Origin of the sequence: Ditibartonella apis (assembly GCF_001952075.1) — a bacterium.
Classification (GTDB): Bacteria; Pseudomonadota; Alphaproteobacteria; order Rhizobiales; family Rhizobiaceae; genus Bartonella; species Bartonella apis.
This window is the reverse complement of the sequence record NZ_LXYU01000004.1, coordinates 281,695-298,407: the sequence shown is the minus strand read 5'-3', so window position 1 is coordinate 298,407 and position 16,713 is coordinate 281,695. Positions and strand designations below refer to the sequence as shown.

Here is a 16,713-nt window from a genome sequence, read left to right as displayed (position 1 = left end):
AAAACAACTTGTTTGATTACAAAAACAATCCATATCTCGAAGGGTGCGCTTTCGGGCGCCCACTGTAAAATTCGTCAAAAAACCACTGTTGGAATGCGTGGACCAACTGAACGAGTTCGGAAAATATTCATGTGTTCCTAGCCAATGAAGGAGACCATCATGGCAAAGACGATGCAAGCCGCGGTTGTGCGTGAATTTGGAAAGCCCCTTACCATTGATGAAGTACCGATTCCCGAACCCGGGGATGGAATGATCCAGGTCAGTGTCCAGGCATGCGGCGTATGTCACACAGATCTACATGCCGCACATGGCGACTGGCCCGTAAAACCGAATCCTCCGTTTATTCCGGGGCATGAGGGGGTAGGCTATGTTTCTGCAGTTGGCCGAGGAGTCAAACATGTAAAAGAAGGCGACAGGGTTGGCGTGCCATGGCTTTATACGGCATGTGGATGTTGTTCACACTGCCTTGCCGGTTGGGAAACCCTTTGTGAAAATCAGCTAAATACAGGTTATTCGGTTAATGGTGCTTTTGCCGATTACGTCGTTGCCGATCCGAATTACGTCGGACATTTGCCGAAGGATATCGGGTTTAATGAAATTGCCCCGATCCTGTGTGCCGGCGTCACTGTATATAAAGGTTTGAAAGTTACCGATGCCAAGGCTGGCAATTGGGTAGGAATTTCGGGAATTGGTGGCCTTGGACATTTAGCTGTCCAATATGCCAAAGCTATGGGATTCAACGTTGCAGCAATCGACGTAGCCGATGACAAGATAGAACTTGCCAAAGAGCTGGGTGCCGATATCGGCATCAATGTGACAAAATATAGTGATCCGACTACCGAATTGCGTAAACTGACCGACGGCGGCGTTCACGGTATGGTTGTTACGGCTGCATCACCAAAGGCATTTGAACAAGCTTTGGGTATGGTCCGACGTGGCGGAACACTGGCGATGAACGGCCTTCCGGCTGGTAGTTTCCCCGTCTCGATTTTCAATATGGTGCTCAATGGTGTAACCCTTCGCGGGTCAATCGTCGGCACCCGACTTGATTTACAGGAAGCTCTGGATTTCGCAGCTGCGGGTAAGGTCAAATCGCATATTTCGACTGATAAACTTTCTGACATCAATCATATCTTTGATGATATGATGGCAGGAAAGATCGAGGGACGTGTGGTCCTTGATATGACAAAATAAAACTTAAAAAATTTTGATATCAAAATTTCACGGGCCTGATTTTTTGGGCCCGTTTTTTTAAAAACTCTCGTTGGTTTAAAAAATTGTTGGTACCGACGAACTCTCCGGATTTTCCCGTTCGATTATAAAGATTTATAACCGCTGAAGAAGCGGGTAGAGCGATGCTGGCACCGTCCATTTTAGTGATGCATACTATATTTCGCTCGTTAATTAAAACCGTAGCATCTAACCGGTAAAATAGTTTCAACATCCGAAATCGCGATTTTTATTTATCTTCAAGAGTTTCATGTCAGGGCTAGATGTCCCACGACCTCTAATTCGGAATGAATTTCGGCAGAATTTAAAACGGCTTATCAGAGATAATTTCCCGATGAATGACGTTTTGAAAATACGATTTGCCATTAGTCATTATCGTATCGGGCACGGAAAATCAGGCTTAACCGGGTGATAGATAATAACCGAAAGTATAACTGGCCTTTTGATATTATTCACAGGTAAAATTTTTGTTTTCGTCAATACTGTAGACAAATCTATCCGGTTAATAATAAATAATCGGACGCTTTTTGTTTGCAGTGGAGGTAGCAAAGAGCAGCTTATTTCTGGCAGGAATATTTACCGGAGGAGGGGAATATGGCCACCAAAAGAATTCCGTTGACGTTCAGACAGACAATCATATTAATTTCGTTAGCGATATTGGGTGCTTTTTCATTAGGATATATAGCACTCGAGCGAGGCGAAACGATTAACGCGATGTGGATCGTCGTTGCAGCGGTCTGCGTCTATCTTGTTTCTTATCGCATTTACGGGCTTTTTATTTCCAATATTGTGCTGAAAGCCGATAATACGCGGATGACGCCGGCTTACCGTCGTAACGACGGTCTTGATTATGTACCAACGGACGAAAAAATTCTTTTTGGGCATCATTTTGCCGCTATTGCCGGTGCCGGACCACTCGTTGGTCCGGTACTTGCCGCACAAATGGGCTATTTACCGGGGCTCTTATGGATTTTAGCCGGCTGCGTTCTTGCCGGAGCCGTACAAGATTTTATGGTGTTGTTTATATCGACACGCCATGACGGGCGTTCACTTGGTGAACTTGTTCGTGAAGAGATGGGTAACGTCGCTGGTGTGATTGCTCTGATTGCCTGTTTCATGATTATGATTATCATTCTCGGCGTTTTGGCAATGGTTGTTGTCAAGGCGTTGGCGGGAAGCCCTTGGGGCACTTATACCGTTGGTTTTACAATCCCGCTGGCTTTTTTTATGGGGGTCTATTTACGCTATTTTCGTCCGGGACGAATTGGCGAAGTGTCAATAATCGGCTTGGTGCTTTTATTGTTCGGAATCGTTTCAGGCGGTTGGATAAAAGATAGTACCTATGCAAGCTGGTTTACGTATGAAGCAACAACATTAACCCTCTTCATAATAATTTACGGGTTTATTGCGGCGGTTTTGCCGGTCTGGCTATTGCTTGCTCCGCGTGATTATTTGTCTACTTTTCTTAAAATCGGAACGATTGTTGCCTTGGCAGTGGGAATAATAGCGGTACGACCGATGTTGGAAATGCCGGCTCTCACCAAATATGTGGATGGTAGCGGACCCGTATGGGGTGGAAACCTCTTTCCATTTTTGTTCATTACCATTGCCTGCGGTGCTGTTTCGGGTTTTCATGCACTTATTTCCTCGGGAACCACCCCCAAAATGTTAGCCAATGAAGACCAAGCCTGCTTCATTGGTTATGGTGGCATGCTGATGGAATCCTTTGTCGCCATTATGGCGTTGATCGCGGCAAGTGTGATCAATCCGGGTGTATATTTTTCGATGAACGCACCGTTGAGTGTCCTTCTTCCATCAGGAACGGGAGACCTTGTTCAATCTGCTGCAACGGTTGTCTCCGGATGGGGCTTTCAAGTAACTCCGGACATGCTCACCAATATTGCTCATGAAGTCGGCGAAAAATCTATTGTTGCAAAAACGGGCGGCGCACCAACGCTGGCAGTTGGAATGGCGCATATTTTGCACAATGCATTAGGTGGCTGGATGAGTATGTCCTTCTGGTACCATTTTGCCATTTTGTTCGAAGCATTGTTCATTCTTACAGCTGTCGATGCCGGTACGCGTTCAGCTCGTTTTATGCTTCAAGACCTTATGGGCATTGCGTTTCCGCATATGCGCAAAACCGATAATCTTTTTGCCAACCTTGTTGCTACGGCGCTCGTTGTCTTGATGTGGGGGTATTTCGTATATCAGGGAGCTGTTGATCCGAAAGGCGGCATATATTCGCTTTGGCCGTTGTTTGGCATAGCAAACCAGATGCTCGCGGCTGTGGCTTTACTTCTATGTACGGTTGTCTTGTTCAAGATGAAACAACAACGTTATGCGTGGGTAGCAATTCTGCCCTCCGCATGGTTATTTGTTTGTACAATGACAGCCGGTTGGCAAAAGGTATTTGATGCAAAACTCAGCTTTTTTGTTGCCGCGAGCAAAGCACCAAATAGCCAGTTAGCACTTGGTAATTACATAAATGGTGTTTTAACGGCTTTATTCATGCTCGTCGTTCTGGCTTTAACGTTCTTTGCCATTAGATCAGCGTTAAACGCGCTAAAATCCGATAAACCTAACGTCAATGAATTGCCCTATGAACCATTTCCAACAAAACCGGTCGAAATCAAGTGATTGGAACGCTTCGGAAAGTAAAAGTCTAAGGGATTTTAGGAAACGGTTAATAGTCAACGTGAAGGAATGTGGTTATGTGCTTGAATTTTTTAAATGTCGGGAAATTTCTCGGCAAAACAGCCAAGCTCATGGTCGGGGTGCCGGATTATGATACTTACGTTTGCCATATGAAATCGGTTCATCCGGATCAACGACCGATGTCTTATAACGAATTTTTTCGTGAACGTCAGGAAGCAAGATATGGAGGGAAGGGGGGCTTTAAATGCTGTTGACTGAACGAAATTGTAGAATAATTGGGTAAGTGTAATCAGTTTTATCCGCGTGGAGGATGATATGTGGAAGAAAGTTTTGTTGACGAGCCTGGTAATGCTCACAGGATGTTTGACATTACATGGTTCCTATCGGATTACAGTTGAAGACAAAGATGGCAAGCCGATCAATACAAAACTTGACTTATATGCCGAGGGATCAGGGATATACACTGTAAGAAATAGCATGTGTTCGGTTTACCCCGGTGCAGTCATTCGTATCCGCGACAGCAATACCAATCAGGAATTGAAGAGTGAAAGCCCGTATCATTGCCGGTAAAGGAACCCGCCTCTTCCGGCCTTTATATGAATATGGCATTTGCTTGTTGTATTGTTTTTGAAGTCCGTTCGGTTTAAAAATGTCGACGATTGTACATACGAAAAAGACAGTTAGTTTAATTGTTCCCTCTGTATCTATCAAAAAAACTCTGCGTTGAAATTGATATTAATCAATAAAATTAGACAATAAAATTGGGAATTGCTTTAGCGTTCATATTTGATCAATGACGAGGAATATGCTGGTAACGGAATGCACCTGAAGGGGCGCATTAAAAAACGATCAAAAATCGGGTGTTCACAGGCGTTTGTCTGCATTATAGAGCTGCCCGAAATGAGAAGCCTATGCTGTCGTTTTTGAGACGAACAACCCTCCGTCGTTCTTTCAATTGGAATACCAGGTTAACGTTGCTAACGGCAGTCTAGAAGAACTTCAAAGGCTTTTTAAATTGCTGTAATAATCATTGCGAATAGCCTGATTGTAAATATCGAAAAACTCAAAGAAGCCGATACCATATCAATGCCGGTAATCTGACGGTTCATCGGCGTACTAGAACAACGTTTCAATCGCATGAGGTTTCGGAAGTCGCTTCTCAATCATCAATCAAAAAACAGGCTCCCGAAAGTCATAAACGAAACCAGCGAAAATGCTGCAACTGACATCTCATAAGTGGTCATAAGCATAGTCGCATTTTAAATTTTTATGCCGATACTATTCCTTCGCTTCATCCGGCGACTTTGTAGCGTTTTTGTTCGATTTTATTTTATTGATCAAAATTGTATGGAGAGATCTCGCGAGACTTTTATAGTCTTCATCAAAATGGTGTCCACCAGGAAGTTTGAGACGTTGCATGCCGTCCAAAGCTTCATCGGTACAGGCCGTATCATCTTCGTCTTCGCCGTAAACGCACACTGTTCTCTCTGCAGGTACATATTGCATCTGATCAAGGACCGGCGTGTCACCAGCCCCACCAAGCCATCCATCAATCGAGATTTGGAAATCTGCAGTTTTGGATAGTCCCATCAAGGCGATCATGACAGTTTGATCTTTCACCGAGTTATCAAGGACTTCCCATGCGAAAGGCAATACATCGGCACCAAAAGAATAGCCAAAAAGCGCAACAGGCAAGCGTTGTTGAGGATCCGCCTCCTGAACAAGTTGTTCGATATCCTTGGCGATTTCTTCAGGAGTGCGTGTACTCCAAAAATAACGCAGTGAATCAATGCCGATGACATGGATGTCTTCACTTTGTAACAAGTCGCCGATTTCCATATCGATATCGCGCCAGCCGCCATCGCCGGAAAAGAAAATAACGAGAGCTTTTGCGGGATTTTTGGAAGGCATGTCGACAATAGGCAAATCAGCGTTTGCCGCATCACGAATAGCATAGTCGAGTGCTGTATCGACAGTGATCTTAACTCTCGTTTCAAAAGCAGGATCATTGACAATAGCGGCGATTTTATCGCGTGCTGCTTGCTTTACATCGTTTGCTTCGAGCTTGTTTGTTATTATTGTCACAGGCGAGGGGACTTTCGCCCCAATTTCGTAACTGTAACCTCCGTCGGGCATCTTGGTGGCGTCTGCGGCTTCCGTGCAGGAAGGTAAACGTGTGTGCGAAGATTGAGAGGGATCAATGACAACCGTTCCGGCCAACGTATTTTCCGGAGAGTCAGCGGCGGCAGCGTATGATACTATTCCCCCTTCACCGATTCCTACGACGACGGGGTGAAAATACACGTCGAGATCCAAACGACGAAGGATGTCTTTCGATAATGCTTCCAAATCGGACACGAGGTAGACGCAATCGCCATCTTCTTTATCAAGTTCTTCCCGCCAGCGGTCAAAATTGACAGATGCGACGATGAGATTTCTCTTCAAAAGTGCAGCCGTTATATCGGCTTCACGGGTTTTTGGACCTCCTGCATCCGAAACGACGATAGCAAGTCCCCTGATTTCTCCTTGCGGAAGATATACCGGAATATCGGTAAAGCGTTCACCTTCAGCGTAAACAACCGGTGCTGTGGAGCCAATGAAACTTGCCCATAAACGGTTGATTTTTCCACGGTGAAGAATGCCATATGTTGCTGCTGCAACGACTATAACCGCCAAGACCAGTAAAAGTATACGTCTGATTGTCATTTGCGTAAGAACTCCAGAGGGTTGCCGTTTATCAGTGTTGTAACATCAAAAAGAACTTTGGCCGTTTCGAATCCTCCCGGGCAAATGAGGTAATGTGGAGACCAGACAGGATCGAATTTATCTTTGAAAGCTTTCAAGCCGTCGAAATGATAAAGATCGCGCCCCCTGCGATAAATGAACGATCCTATGCGTTGCCAACGGGCAGCAAGCCTATTTGTCGATAGGCCGGCTAAGGGGGCCGCGCCCAGATTGAACCATTGAAAACCCTGTTCCTTTCCGTAAAGCAACAGGTTAGCGAATAATGCGTCCATCATCACTTTGGATACATTAGGAAGATAACGCATCATATCGACAGTTATTTCGTTATGATTCCCGCTTTTCCAAACATTTGCAAATGCGACGATCTGATTATCTTTTGTCATTACTGCAACATCATAACGCTTCAAAAATTCTTCATTGAAATAACCAATAGAAAAGCGTTTTTCGGCACCCGATTTGGAAGCAAGCCAGGTGTCAGACACATGGCGAAGTGCGACCAGATGATTGCCCACCTCGTTTGCCGGAATAATGGAAAACACGAGACCTTCACGCGCAGCTTTACGTTCGGCATAACGGAAAGGTTGACGTTTCGGTCCTTCAAGCGAAAAATCCGGTAGGCGAACTTTTGCCACCTCACCCAGTTTGATAGCTGTCAACCCCATATCAAGATAGAGCGGTAAGTGACTTGGCCCCACGCCATAAAAAACGGTCCGTAATGCCGCATCATCTGCGTGTTTTCGAAACTCCCAGGCAAGATCGCTAAAAACTTTCTCGTCGTTGCTGACCGGTTCGCCTAAAGCAATCAGGCTACCACCTGATTTGCTGTACATAATGAAACCATCTTTATTTGGCGAAATCAGAAATTGTTTGTCGCCCAAAAGAGCCAAAGCCGTATCCGACAAAGGAGATCGGGCAACAAGTTCCGGTATGCATTCGGGAATTGCCGTTTCGCGTTTCGAGCGCTTGCGCAGCGGCCTATGGATAATGTTGTAGAGCGCTACGATAAATACAACCGAAAATATAACTACGCTTGCTCTTAGGAAACGCGGCGCATTGGCGTTCCATGCAAAGCTCCACCATAATTCATTTGAATATTCGACGTGGCGGTAAACAAAAAAGCCGAGCCATATGACAGCACATACAAAAGCTGCAATACTGGCAAGCCAGCCCCAACTGATAGTCAAACCATTATTTAATGGCCGACGATAAAACGAGCGCTTGAACCCCCATAGAATCAAAGCAAACACGCACAGAATAGTTGCTTCTTCCCAATCGAGTCCTTTGGTCAGACAAAAAACCGCACCTGCCAGCAATAGAAAAATGGTAACAAACCATGCATTGACGAGGCGTCGCGCCAATCCGTAGGAAACAACGAGAAGTGTCACACCGATGAGACTGGCAGCAAGATTCGATGTCTCTATAAATATCAAAGGCAATATATCGGAAAGGACATCAAGCCTTATCCGGCGCCCCGGTGTAACAACCGATATCAACATCACAACACCGGCAAGAAAAGTAAGGCCGGCAGAAATAAAAGGTATCATCGGTTCGATAATGCGCGATACCTGGGCCGCGCGTGCCGAGACGCGCTTGCGTTGCCTGAACATTTCCCAGAATGCAATGCCGACAATTGCAATAACGAGTGGCAATATTGTGTAAATCAACCGGTAAGTCAGAAGAGCAGCCACACCTTGTGCATTTCCGGCAAGTCCAAGTCCACCAATCAGAATGGCTTCAAAAGCACCAAGACCGCCCGGAGAATGGCTTACGACGCCGATAACAATAGCAACTGCAAAGACGAGATTGAAAGCAAGAAAACCGGTTTGCAAATCGGCAGGCATCAGCACATAAAGTGTGGCAGATGCCGAGGTAATATCAACGAGGCCTGCAAAAATCTGCATCAAAGCACCGCGGGAGCCGGGGAGTTTCAATGACAGCGGGCCGACTTTCAATTCTCTTGCGCCACCGTAAAGCCATAAAATGAGAGCAACCAAAAGGATGATGATGGCGAAGCCGGCAATTCGGTCGCCGGTTAAATTGAGCGTACCAAGGAAGGGGAGGTTTTCGGGCTCGAAGGCAAGTGCAAATCCGATGACTGTGAGTAAAGCAAACCACATCGAAAACCACGACATGCTTATGATACGTCCGATATCGGCAAGTCCGACACCTTCACCAGCATAAACGCGGTAACGTAATGCTCCCCCCGTAAGGAAAGAAAAACCGAGGGCATTGGAAACAGCATAACCGGCAGATCCTGCGAGTGCTGCGACAGGCATAGTAATTTTGCCCGGAGCAATGGTGCGCGCGGCCACAACGTCATAAAGCGCGATGCCGCAAAAACTCAGTGCGGTAAAAAATAGCGCGGTTAGTAAAGTGGGAGTCGTATAGCTTTTGAAAGCTTCAATTGTGTCATGTCTGGAAGTGGTCTTTAAAAGTTCCCATAGAACAAAGAAGGAAATGGCTGCGATTAACAGGCCGAACAAGGGAACAATAGAAGTTTTGGCCAGATGTAGAAGACGCGACGGCTCTTTTGGTGGAGTGGTACCAGCCGCATTTTCATCCAGTTTATTCTCGCTCGTCATGTGAATCCTTTTAGACCATTGATCAGTTTGTTATGTCGCAGACTTAAACCACTATCTGTGAAATTTTACGAATTGAATTTGTCATCTTTATGTGGATGAACCGGTTTTTAAAACTGCAAGTTTCGTACGCTTGAAGGTTTTCACAGAGCTTAATATAAGATAATACCGATGCAAACGTTACGGAACGAGACAATTGTTTTCAGAATTATCGACATTCGGGGTATTTTTAGGTGGTGCACTTTCATTTCTGTCGCCTTGTGTCTTGCCACTCGTACCTCCTTATCTGTGTTATATGGCCGGTGTTAGTGTTGAAGATTTTCGCAACAGCGACACCCGGAAAAAACAGCCTGTCCGTCTAGCATTGTTTATTGCCGCAATCGCCTTTTCATTAGGCTTTTCAACAGTTTTTATCGCACTTGGTGCCACCGCAAGTACAGTCGGGCATTTTATCGGACAATATCGAGATATATTGGCGATGATTGCCGGCGTTATCATTATAATCTTCGGTCTCAATTTCTTAGGTGTATTCAGAATTGGATTGCTTGCACGCGAAGTCCGTTTTCAGACTCGAAAAACACCTGCTGGCCCCTTAGGGGCCTATATTATCGGGTTGGCTTTCGCTTTCGGATGGACACCCTGTGTGGGGCCTGTCCTTGGTCCTATTCTAACTTTCGCCGGTACAAAAGAATCAGTTGGTGAAGGAGCTTTTCTTCTAGGCATATATTCGCTCGGATTGGCTATACCTTTCATTTTGGCTGCGTTGTTTTCGAACTTCTTTATGTGGTTTTTAAGCTCATTCAGAATGCATTTGGGGAAAGTCGAAAAAATCATCGGAATTTTGCTTATTATCGCCGGCATTCTGTTCTTAACCGGAGAAATGCAGAATGTTTCATTCTGGCTTCTGGAAAAATATCCGTCGCTAAGCAGTATAGAAGCATTAAGCTGGTCGGATATCGTGTCTTTTTTCCGAAATCTCTTCTAATCATTAACGAGGTAAATGATGGACCGCAGTTGTCTTTCAATAATTTTAGCAGCGGGTGAAGGCACACGGATGAAATCGTCTTTGCCAAAAGTGCTTCATAAAATAGCGGGCTTACCGCTCGTTTGTCATGTTGTTCGACAGGTTCAATTGATCGGGAAGAGTGATATTGCTGTTGTCGTTGGACGCGGTGCAGATGACGTATCATCGGCTGTAAAAGAATTTTCGAAAACTGCAAATATCTATCTGCAAAAAGAACGTCTTGGAACAGCACATGCGGTTCTCTCGGCACGTCAGATGTTGGGCGAGAATTATGATGATGTGTTGATTGTTTTTGGCGATACACCGCTTATCGAAGCTAAGTCGTTGGAACGCGCGAGAGACGAGCTGGCGCACGGTGCCGATATTGTTGTCATGGGGTTTATAACCGAAAATCCGTCAGGTTATGGGCGTTTGATCGAAAAAGACGGAAAGCTTCAAGCAATTGTTGAAGAAAAAGATGCAACTACCGAACAGAGAAAGATAAAATTCTGTAATGGTGGTGTTATGGCGTTGAATGGCAAACTTGCTCTTTCATTGCTTGAGCAAATCAAAAATGAAAACGCAAAAAAAGAATATTACCTCACCGACATTGTGAAGATCGGAGTATCCCGCAAGCTTGAAGTGAAAGCAATTTCCATCCCCTTTGAGAATGTCATAGGCGTAAATACACGTGTTGAGCTTTCTGAAGCTGAAGCATTGTGGCAAAAACGCAGAGCAAGAGAGCTTATGCTATCCGGAGTGACTATGTTGAGACCCGAGACAGTGTATTTTTCATATGATACCGCAATCGAAGGGGATGTTGTTATTGAACCGAACGTATTTTTTGGCCTTAATGTGAAAGTGGAGACAGGTGTTGTCATCCATGGTTTCAGCCATTTGGAAGGAGCAATTGTCAAAGCGCAATCAGAGATCGGGCCTTACGCACGATTGCGTCCCGGAGCGATTCTTGAAAATTCTTCAAAGGTTGGCAATTTCTGTGAAATCAAAAACGCAAGAATTGGCGAAGGTGCGAAAGTCAACCACCTTACTTATATCGGTGACGCTGTCGTTGGTGGGCATACCAATATAGGAGCAGGGACAATAACCTGTAATTATGATGGCTTCAATAAATGGAAAACGATTATCGGCGAAAATGCATTTATCGGATCCAACTCGGCATTAGTTGCACCTGTCGAAATTGGCGACGGGGCTTACGTTGCTTCCGGCAGTGTAATAACCGATCAGGTTCCCGAAAACAGTGTTGCATTCGGTCGTGCACGACAGATAAACAAGGAAGGACGCGCGAATGCTTTGAGAGATCGTTTTTCCGCATTAAAAAATAAAAAAGAGTAATGGCAAAAATGCCATTTTTAAGATTTAAAAACTTGGAATGATTTTGCGTTCTAAAATATTCGAGACTGAAACTGCTGGGAACAAAGATGCTGATAAATTATTAATCAGCTTGTTATAAGTCATCGAATTAATATTAACCCGGAGCGAAGTTTTATATGTGTGGAATTATTGGAATCCTTGGTCATAGAGACGTGGCACCTCTGTTGCTCGACGGGTTAAAAAGGCTTGAATATCGGGGGTACGACTCGGCTGGAATCGCTACCGTTTACCAAGGACGTCTAGGGCGTCTGAGAGCCCCCGGAAAACTCGTTAATCTTGAAGAAAAGTTACAAAAAAACCCATTAAAGGGCGAAATTGGCATCGGCCATACACGTTGGGCTACTCATGGTGCACCGGTTGAACGTAATGCTCATCCGCAAATGACTAACAAGGTAGCTGTGGTCCATAACGGCATCATCGAAAATTTTGCAGAATTGCGTGACGAGCTTGTCGCTGATGGTTGCGTTTTTGAATCTGATACAGATACTGAGGTATTGGCTCATCTGGTAACGAGAGAAATAAACGGTGGATTGACCCCTGTCGAGGCGATGCGCGTCAGTCTCAAGCGGCTGCGCGGTGCTTATGCCGTTGCCCTTATTTTTGAAGGCGAAGAAGACCTGATGATTGCGGCGCGCTTCGGTCCTCCACTTGCTATCGGTTACGGTAAAGGCGAGATGTTTGTTGGCTCGGACGCTATCGCACTTGCCCCATTTACTGATCGGATTTGCTATCTTGAAGACGGTGATTGGGTTGTTCTCACCCACAACAGTGCGACAATCTATGATGCGGATGATCAGATTGTTGAACGTGAGATTTCGACATCTTCGGGGAACGCGTTTCTCGTTTCGAAAAGTAATCATCGCCATTTCATGCACAAGGAAATGTTCGAGCAGCCGGAAGTCATTTCACATACTTTGGCTCATTATGTGGATTTGGGTGCTGGCAAGGTCAACGAAGCTGCCAATCCGATAGATTGGGCCAATATTGACCGTTTGATCTTCGCAAGTTGTGGAACAGCTTTTTATTCGACATTGGTCGCGCGTTACTGGTTTGAAAAATTATGCGGGCTGATTGTAGAAAACGATGTCGCTTCCGAATTCAGATATCGTGAACCACCGATGACCGACAAAACCTTAGCAATGTTTGTGTCGCAGTCAGGGGAAACAGCAGATACGCTTGCATCTTTGCGATATTGTCATGCGAAGGGAATAAAAACGGCAACCGTGGTCAATGTTTTGCAATCGACCATGGCAAGGGAAGCAGATTTTATGTTTCCTACACTAGCCGGACCTGAAATCGGTGTTGCCTCTACAAAGGCATTTACCTGTCAGTTGTCTGCTCTGGCATCGGTCGTTCTGACGGCGGCCAAACACCGTGGAATGCTCGACCGGAAAACAGAACAAAAAATGGTTCAGCAACTTGCAGAACTTCCAAGGATTGTGACCGATGTTCTGAAACTTGATGGTGATATCGAGGAAATATGCCGTGAGTTAATGACGGTGAAAAACATCCTTTATATCGGTCGCGGTACGTCCTATCCAATCGCGTTGGAAGGTGCGCTCAAGCTTAAAGAGCTTTCCTATATCCATGCTGAAGGTTATGCAGCTGGCGAATTGAAACATGGCCCAATAGCACTTATTGATGAAACGATGCCTGTTATTGTCGTTGCACCACATGATCGTTGGTTCGACAAGACTGTTTCCAATTTGCAGGAAGTGGCTGCCCGTGGTGGCCGGATCATTCTGATTACGGATAAGGATGGTGCCACTAAAGCTGGAGTAAGTAGTCTGTCGACGATTGTTATGCCAGATGTTCCGGAATTCATTGCTCCTATTGTCTATGCAGTTCCGGTGCAATTGATTGCTTATCATACAGCAGTGTTGCTTGGCACAGATGTCGATCAGCCGCGCAATCTTGCTAAATCGGTAACCGTTGAATAAGGCCTGAATTCAATTTACGTACAAACAGTCATTTCTCCCCGGTTATGAGGAGAAATGATATCAGTTTCCTGATTTTAAAACCTGTTTCTGTGGTTTAAAGGGGATAGTGACAGCGATAATAGGACCAAGTCCGTACCACCAGTCATAACGTTTCAGTTCGGGTGCATATAGGCTTGATATTGATCCATCAAGGAAAAGTGCGTTCGGGGTTTTCATTTCATCACGAAAAAATCGTGCGAATTCATCAAAGTTCACTCGTCCTTCAGAGTTGACAAAAACAACTGTTCCATCTGTTCTGACGCCAACGCCGTTTCGATATTCGAGATAAGGCGAGTTGACAATAAAACGCGGATGAATCTTATTTTCGATGACGAGCATTGGTCCTGATTGAGTTGCGATATCGGGTTTGATTTCTGATTTCAGAAATCTGTCTGTATCCAGAACACCGGCTTTTTGCCTTTCGATAAAGAAAATTCCGTTAGGCTTCATATGAAAATTTCCGGGTCCATCTTTTGTCGAAACGGGATGAATAGTTTTGCCGTTTTCAACATAAAGTCCGACCGCCGAAAAATCCTTGTGGTACATGCCGCCATTGACAGCGAACGCAATCGTTTTTCCTTGTTCACGTAAATATTTTTCAACGTTGCGAAAATACTTGAAAGGTTGACCGTTTGAGTCATCAAGGAAAAGCGAAATATTATATTTTTCCGGATCGACCTCGCAGACAATATAAGACTTGTTTTCGAATTTCTGGTGGTAGCAGAAATTGTGTTTAGCAGTTTGTTCTTGTGCTTCTTCGGTCTTTTGGCCGTGTTGTTGTGGTTCGATTATAATGGGTGGATTGGAACCATGTGGGGTGGTGCTATCAGGCTTTTCTAACGTTGGTATTTGCCTGAAAAACATAAAACTTCCTACTGTTACCAATATTCCGGTCAGCGTTATCAACAGCGGCGTGATGATATGGTTCTTTTTCATAATTTAACCGGCTCGCAGTAATTTTATTGCCCCGTCTTGACGGAAAAGATAAAGCAACAGTCGCAATGCCTGACCACGTTCCGAAACAAGTTGCGGGTCTTTTTCCAGAATGAGGCGCGCATCCTTTCTGGCAATTGCCAACAAATCGCTGTGCGCCTCAAGATCCGCCATATGAAATTCGGGAACTCCGGATTGTCGGGTTCCCAATACTTCACCTTCGCCACGAAGTCGCAAATCTTCTTCGGCTATACGAAAACCGTCTTGCGTTTCACGCATGATATTCAGTCTTGCCTCGGCAATTTTGCCAATCGGTGCCTTATAGAGTAAAATACAAGATGATTGTTTGTCACCTCTTCCTACTCTTCCACGTAACTGGTGAAGTTGGGAAAGGCCGAAGCGTTCCGCGTGTTCGATAATCATGATTGATGCGTCAGGGACATCCACACCTACTTCCACAACGGTAGTGGCAACAAGCAAACGCGTTTTGCCTTCCTTAAAATCCAGCATTGCCTTGTCTTTTTCGGTGGGAGCCATTTTGCCATGAACAATTCCGACAATGCTGTCGAACCGGTTATGAAGAAATTCAAATCGTTTTTCAACCGACGTGAGCTCCAGACTTTCGGACTCCTCGACCAAGGGGCATATCCAGTAAATCTTGTCACCACGTTTAAGCGCGACACTTACCCGTTCGAGAAGCTCGCCCAATCGCTCTTCCGGTAAAATAGCTGTGGTTACAGGTTTTCGACCCGATGGCTTTTCTTTCAGTTGTGAAACATCCATGTCGCCGAATGCGGTCATGACCAATGTTCGTGGAATCGGTGTCGCAGTCATGACAAGCATGTCGGGACGAACGCCCTTGGCTAAAAGATCAAGACGTTGATGGACACCAAAACGATGCTGTTCGTCAATAATTGCAAGCGAAAGGTTATGATAATCGACACTGTCCTGAATAAGTGCATGCGTTCCGATGATAATCGCAGTTTTACCGGTTTTGATGTCGTCAATAATTTTTTCGCGGCTTTTACCTTTTTCGCGGCCTGTCAGCAAAACCGTTTTTAGGCCTATTTTTTCAGCCAAAGGCGCAATTGTTGCAAAATGTTGCTGTGCCAAAACCTCAGTCGGAGCCATGAGCGCAGATTGACCGCCATTTTCGGCAATCTGCGCCATTGCCATAAAGGCAACCACAGTTTTACCTGATCCCACATCCCCCTGCAGCAGCCTCAACATAGCCTCGTTGGAAGCAAGGTCTCGCGATATTTCGCCAATTGCAACTTCTTGACCTTTCGTCAAGGTGAAGGGCAGGGCGTGCAGGAGTTTTTTTGTGTAGGTGCCTTTTGGAGGACTGGCTTTGCCAGCCAATTTCTTGGTTTTGTGCCGTACCAACCCAAGCGCTAATTGACCAGCCAGAAATTCATCATAGGCGAGGCGCTTTCTGGATAAACTATCGACATTGACATCGGCGGGATCCACCGGCAGGTGAATTCTACGTAAAGCAATGCCGAAGGAAGGAAAACCGGATTGTTTCATCATTGTGTGATCAATCCATTCCGGTAACACGGGAATTCGGTCAAGTGCTTCGCCTATTGCGCGTCCCAGCGTTTTTCCCGATAAGCCTGCCGTTAGTGGGTAAACAGGTTCAATAAGTGGTAGTTTTTCGCTGTGTCCAGCCGGAACAATATAATCCGGATGAACCATGGTAACATGACCGTTAAATCTCTCCACTTTCCCTGAAACGATAACTTTTTCGCCTTCAGGCAATTGGCCTTGCAACCAGTTTGCTTGGGCATGAAAGAACACCAAAGTCATTTCGCCTGTCTCGTCATGACCAAATACGCGATAGGGAAGACGTTTATTGTTGTTTGGGGGCGCCTGATGATAGTCAACGACTATCTCGGCAGTCGTCACAGCACCATCTATTGCAAAAGCGACACCGGGGCGTTGCCTCCGGTCGATAACAGAATATGGCATTAACTGGATAAGATCGATGAGTCTCGGTTCGCCTTGTGTCGGATCAATATCAAGAAGTTTGGATATCGTTAAACCGACCTTGGGCCCTATGCCGGAAAGGCTTCGTATCGTCGCAAAAAATGGGTCAAGTAATGTCGGTCGCATGACTATGAATTTAACGGCGAGAAATCATTTTTACCAGTATCAAAATCCGTTTCATCAGCTAAAACCTTTTGATATTGAA

11 protein-coding genes are annotated in these 16,713 nt (G+C 45.3%); 7 read left to right on the top strand and 4 right to left on the bottom strand.

The features are described from left to right. The first annotated feature begins 159 nt into the window (after positions 1–159). The 4 genes from adhP (at position 160) to PEB0122_RS10400 (ending at position 4,458) form a co-directional block, all read left to right on the top strand. Positions 160–1,194 (top strand): alcohol dehydrogenase AdhP, encoded by a 1,035-nt coding sequence (adhP, locus tag PEB0122_RS10420; RefSeq protein ID WP_075917227.1) that lies wholly within the window; start codon positions 160–162, stop codon positions 1,192–1,194. A 630-nt stretch (positions 1,195–1,824) separates the two neighbouring features. After that, the gene (locus PEB0122_RS10410) at positions 1,825–3,870 is read left to right on the top strand and encodes a carbon starvation CstA family protein (RefSeq protein ID WP_075917125.1); all 2,046 of its coding nucleotides are present in this window, start codon (positions 1,825–1,827) and stop codon (positions 3,868–3,870) included. A gap of 74 nt (positions 3,871–3,944) precedes the next feature. Next, positions 3,945–4,142 (top strand): YbdD/YjiX family protein, encoded by a 198-nt coding sequence (locus tag PEB0122_RS10405; protein ID WP_075917226.1) that lies wholly within the window; start codon positions 3,945–3,947, stop codon positions 4,140–4,142. A gap of 61 nt (positions 4,143–4,203) precedes the next feature. Next, a complete protein-coding gene (locus tag PEB0122_RS10400; protein ID WP_075917124.1) occupies positions 4,204–4,458 on the top strand; it encodes a hypothetical protein in 255 nt (84 codons plus the stop codon). 708 nt (positions 4,459–5,166) lie between these two features. On the opposite strand, the gene PEB0122_RS10395 is transcribed toward PEB0122_RS10400, so the two are convergent. Further along, on the bottom strand, positions 5,167–6,594 hold the full coding sequence (locus PEB0122_RS10395) for a virulence factor family protein (RefSeq protein WP_075870638.1): 1,428 nt from the start codon (positions 6,592–6,594) through the stop codon (positions 5,167–5,169). Next, on the bottom strand, positions 6,591–9,215 hold the full coding sequence (gene mprF, locus PEB0122_RS10390) for a bifunctional lysylphosphatidylglycerol flippase/synthetase MprF (protein ID WP_075917123.1): 2,625 nt from the start codon (positions 9,213–9,215) through the stop codon (positions 6,591–6,593). The genes PEB0122_RS10395 and mprF overlap by 4 nt, the downstream gene beginning before the upstream one ends. 193 nt (positions 9,216–9,408) lie before the next feature. Here mprF and PEB0122_RS10385 point away from each other — a divergent pair, with 193 nt between their 5' ends. From PEB0122_RS10385 to glmS, 3 genes are all read left to right on the top strand, one after another. Further along, positions 9,409–10,197 carry a cytochrome c biogenesis CcdA family protein gene (locus tag PEB0122_RS10385; RefSeq protein ID WP_075870640.1) on the top strand — a complete coding sequence of 263 codons (789 nt, stop codon included), beginning with the start codon at positions 9,409–9,411 and terminating at the stop codon, positions 10,195–10,197. 15 nt (positions 10,198–10,212) lie between these two features. Next, positions 10,213–11,568, top strand: a complete 1,356-nt coding sequence (gene glmU, locus PEB0122_RS10380) for a bifunctional UDP-N-acetylglucosamine diphosphorylase/glucosamine-1-phosphate N-acetyltransferase GlmU (RefSeq protein ID WP_075917122.1) — start codon at positions 10,213–10,215, stop codon at positions 11,566–11,568. Positions 11,569–11,723: 155 nt separating this feature from the next. Continuing rightward, positions 11,724–13,547 carry a glutamine--fructose-6-phosphate transaminase (isomerizing) gene (gene glmS, locus PEB0122_RS10375; RefSeq protein ID WP_075917121.1) on the top strand — a complete coding sequence of 608 codons (1,824 nt, stop codon included), beginning with the start codon at positions 11,724–11,726 and terminating at the stop codon, positions 13,545–13,547. 60 nt (positions 13,548–13,607) lie between these two features. On the opposite strand, the gene PEB0122_RS10370 is transcribed toward glmS, so the two are convergent. Together PEB0122_RS10370 and recG are read right to left on the bottom strand one after the other, a co-directional pair. Then, the gene (locus PEB0122_RS10370; protein WP_075917120.1) at positions 13,608–14,522 is read right to left on the bottom strand and encodes a phosphodiester glycosidase family protein; all 915 of its coding nucleotides are present in this window, start codon (positions 14,520–14,522) and stop codon (positions 13,608–13,610) included. Between the two features lie 3 nt (positions 14,523–14,525). Beyond that, positions 14,526–16,634 carry an ATP-dependent DNA helicase RecG gene (gene recG / locus PEB0122_RS10365; protein WP_075917119.1) on the bottom strand — a complete coding sequence of 703 codons (2,109 nt, stop codon included), beginning with the start codon at positions 16,632–16,634 and terminating at the stop codon, positions 14,526–14,528. Positions 16,635–16,713 lie beyond the last annotated feature (79 nt).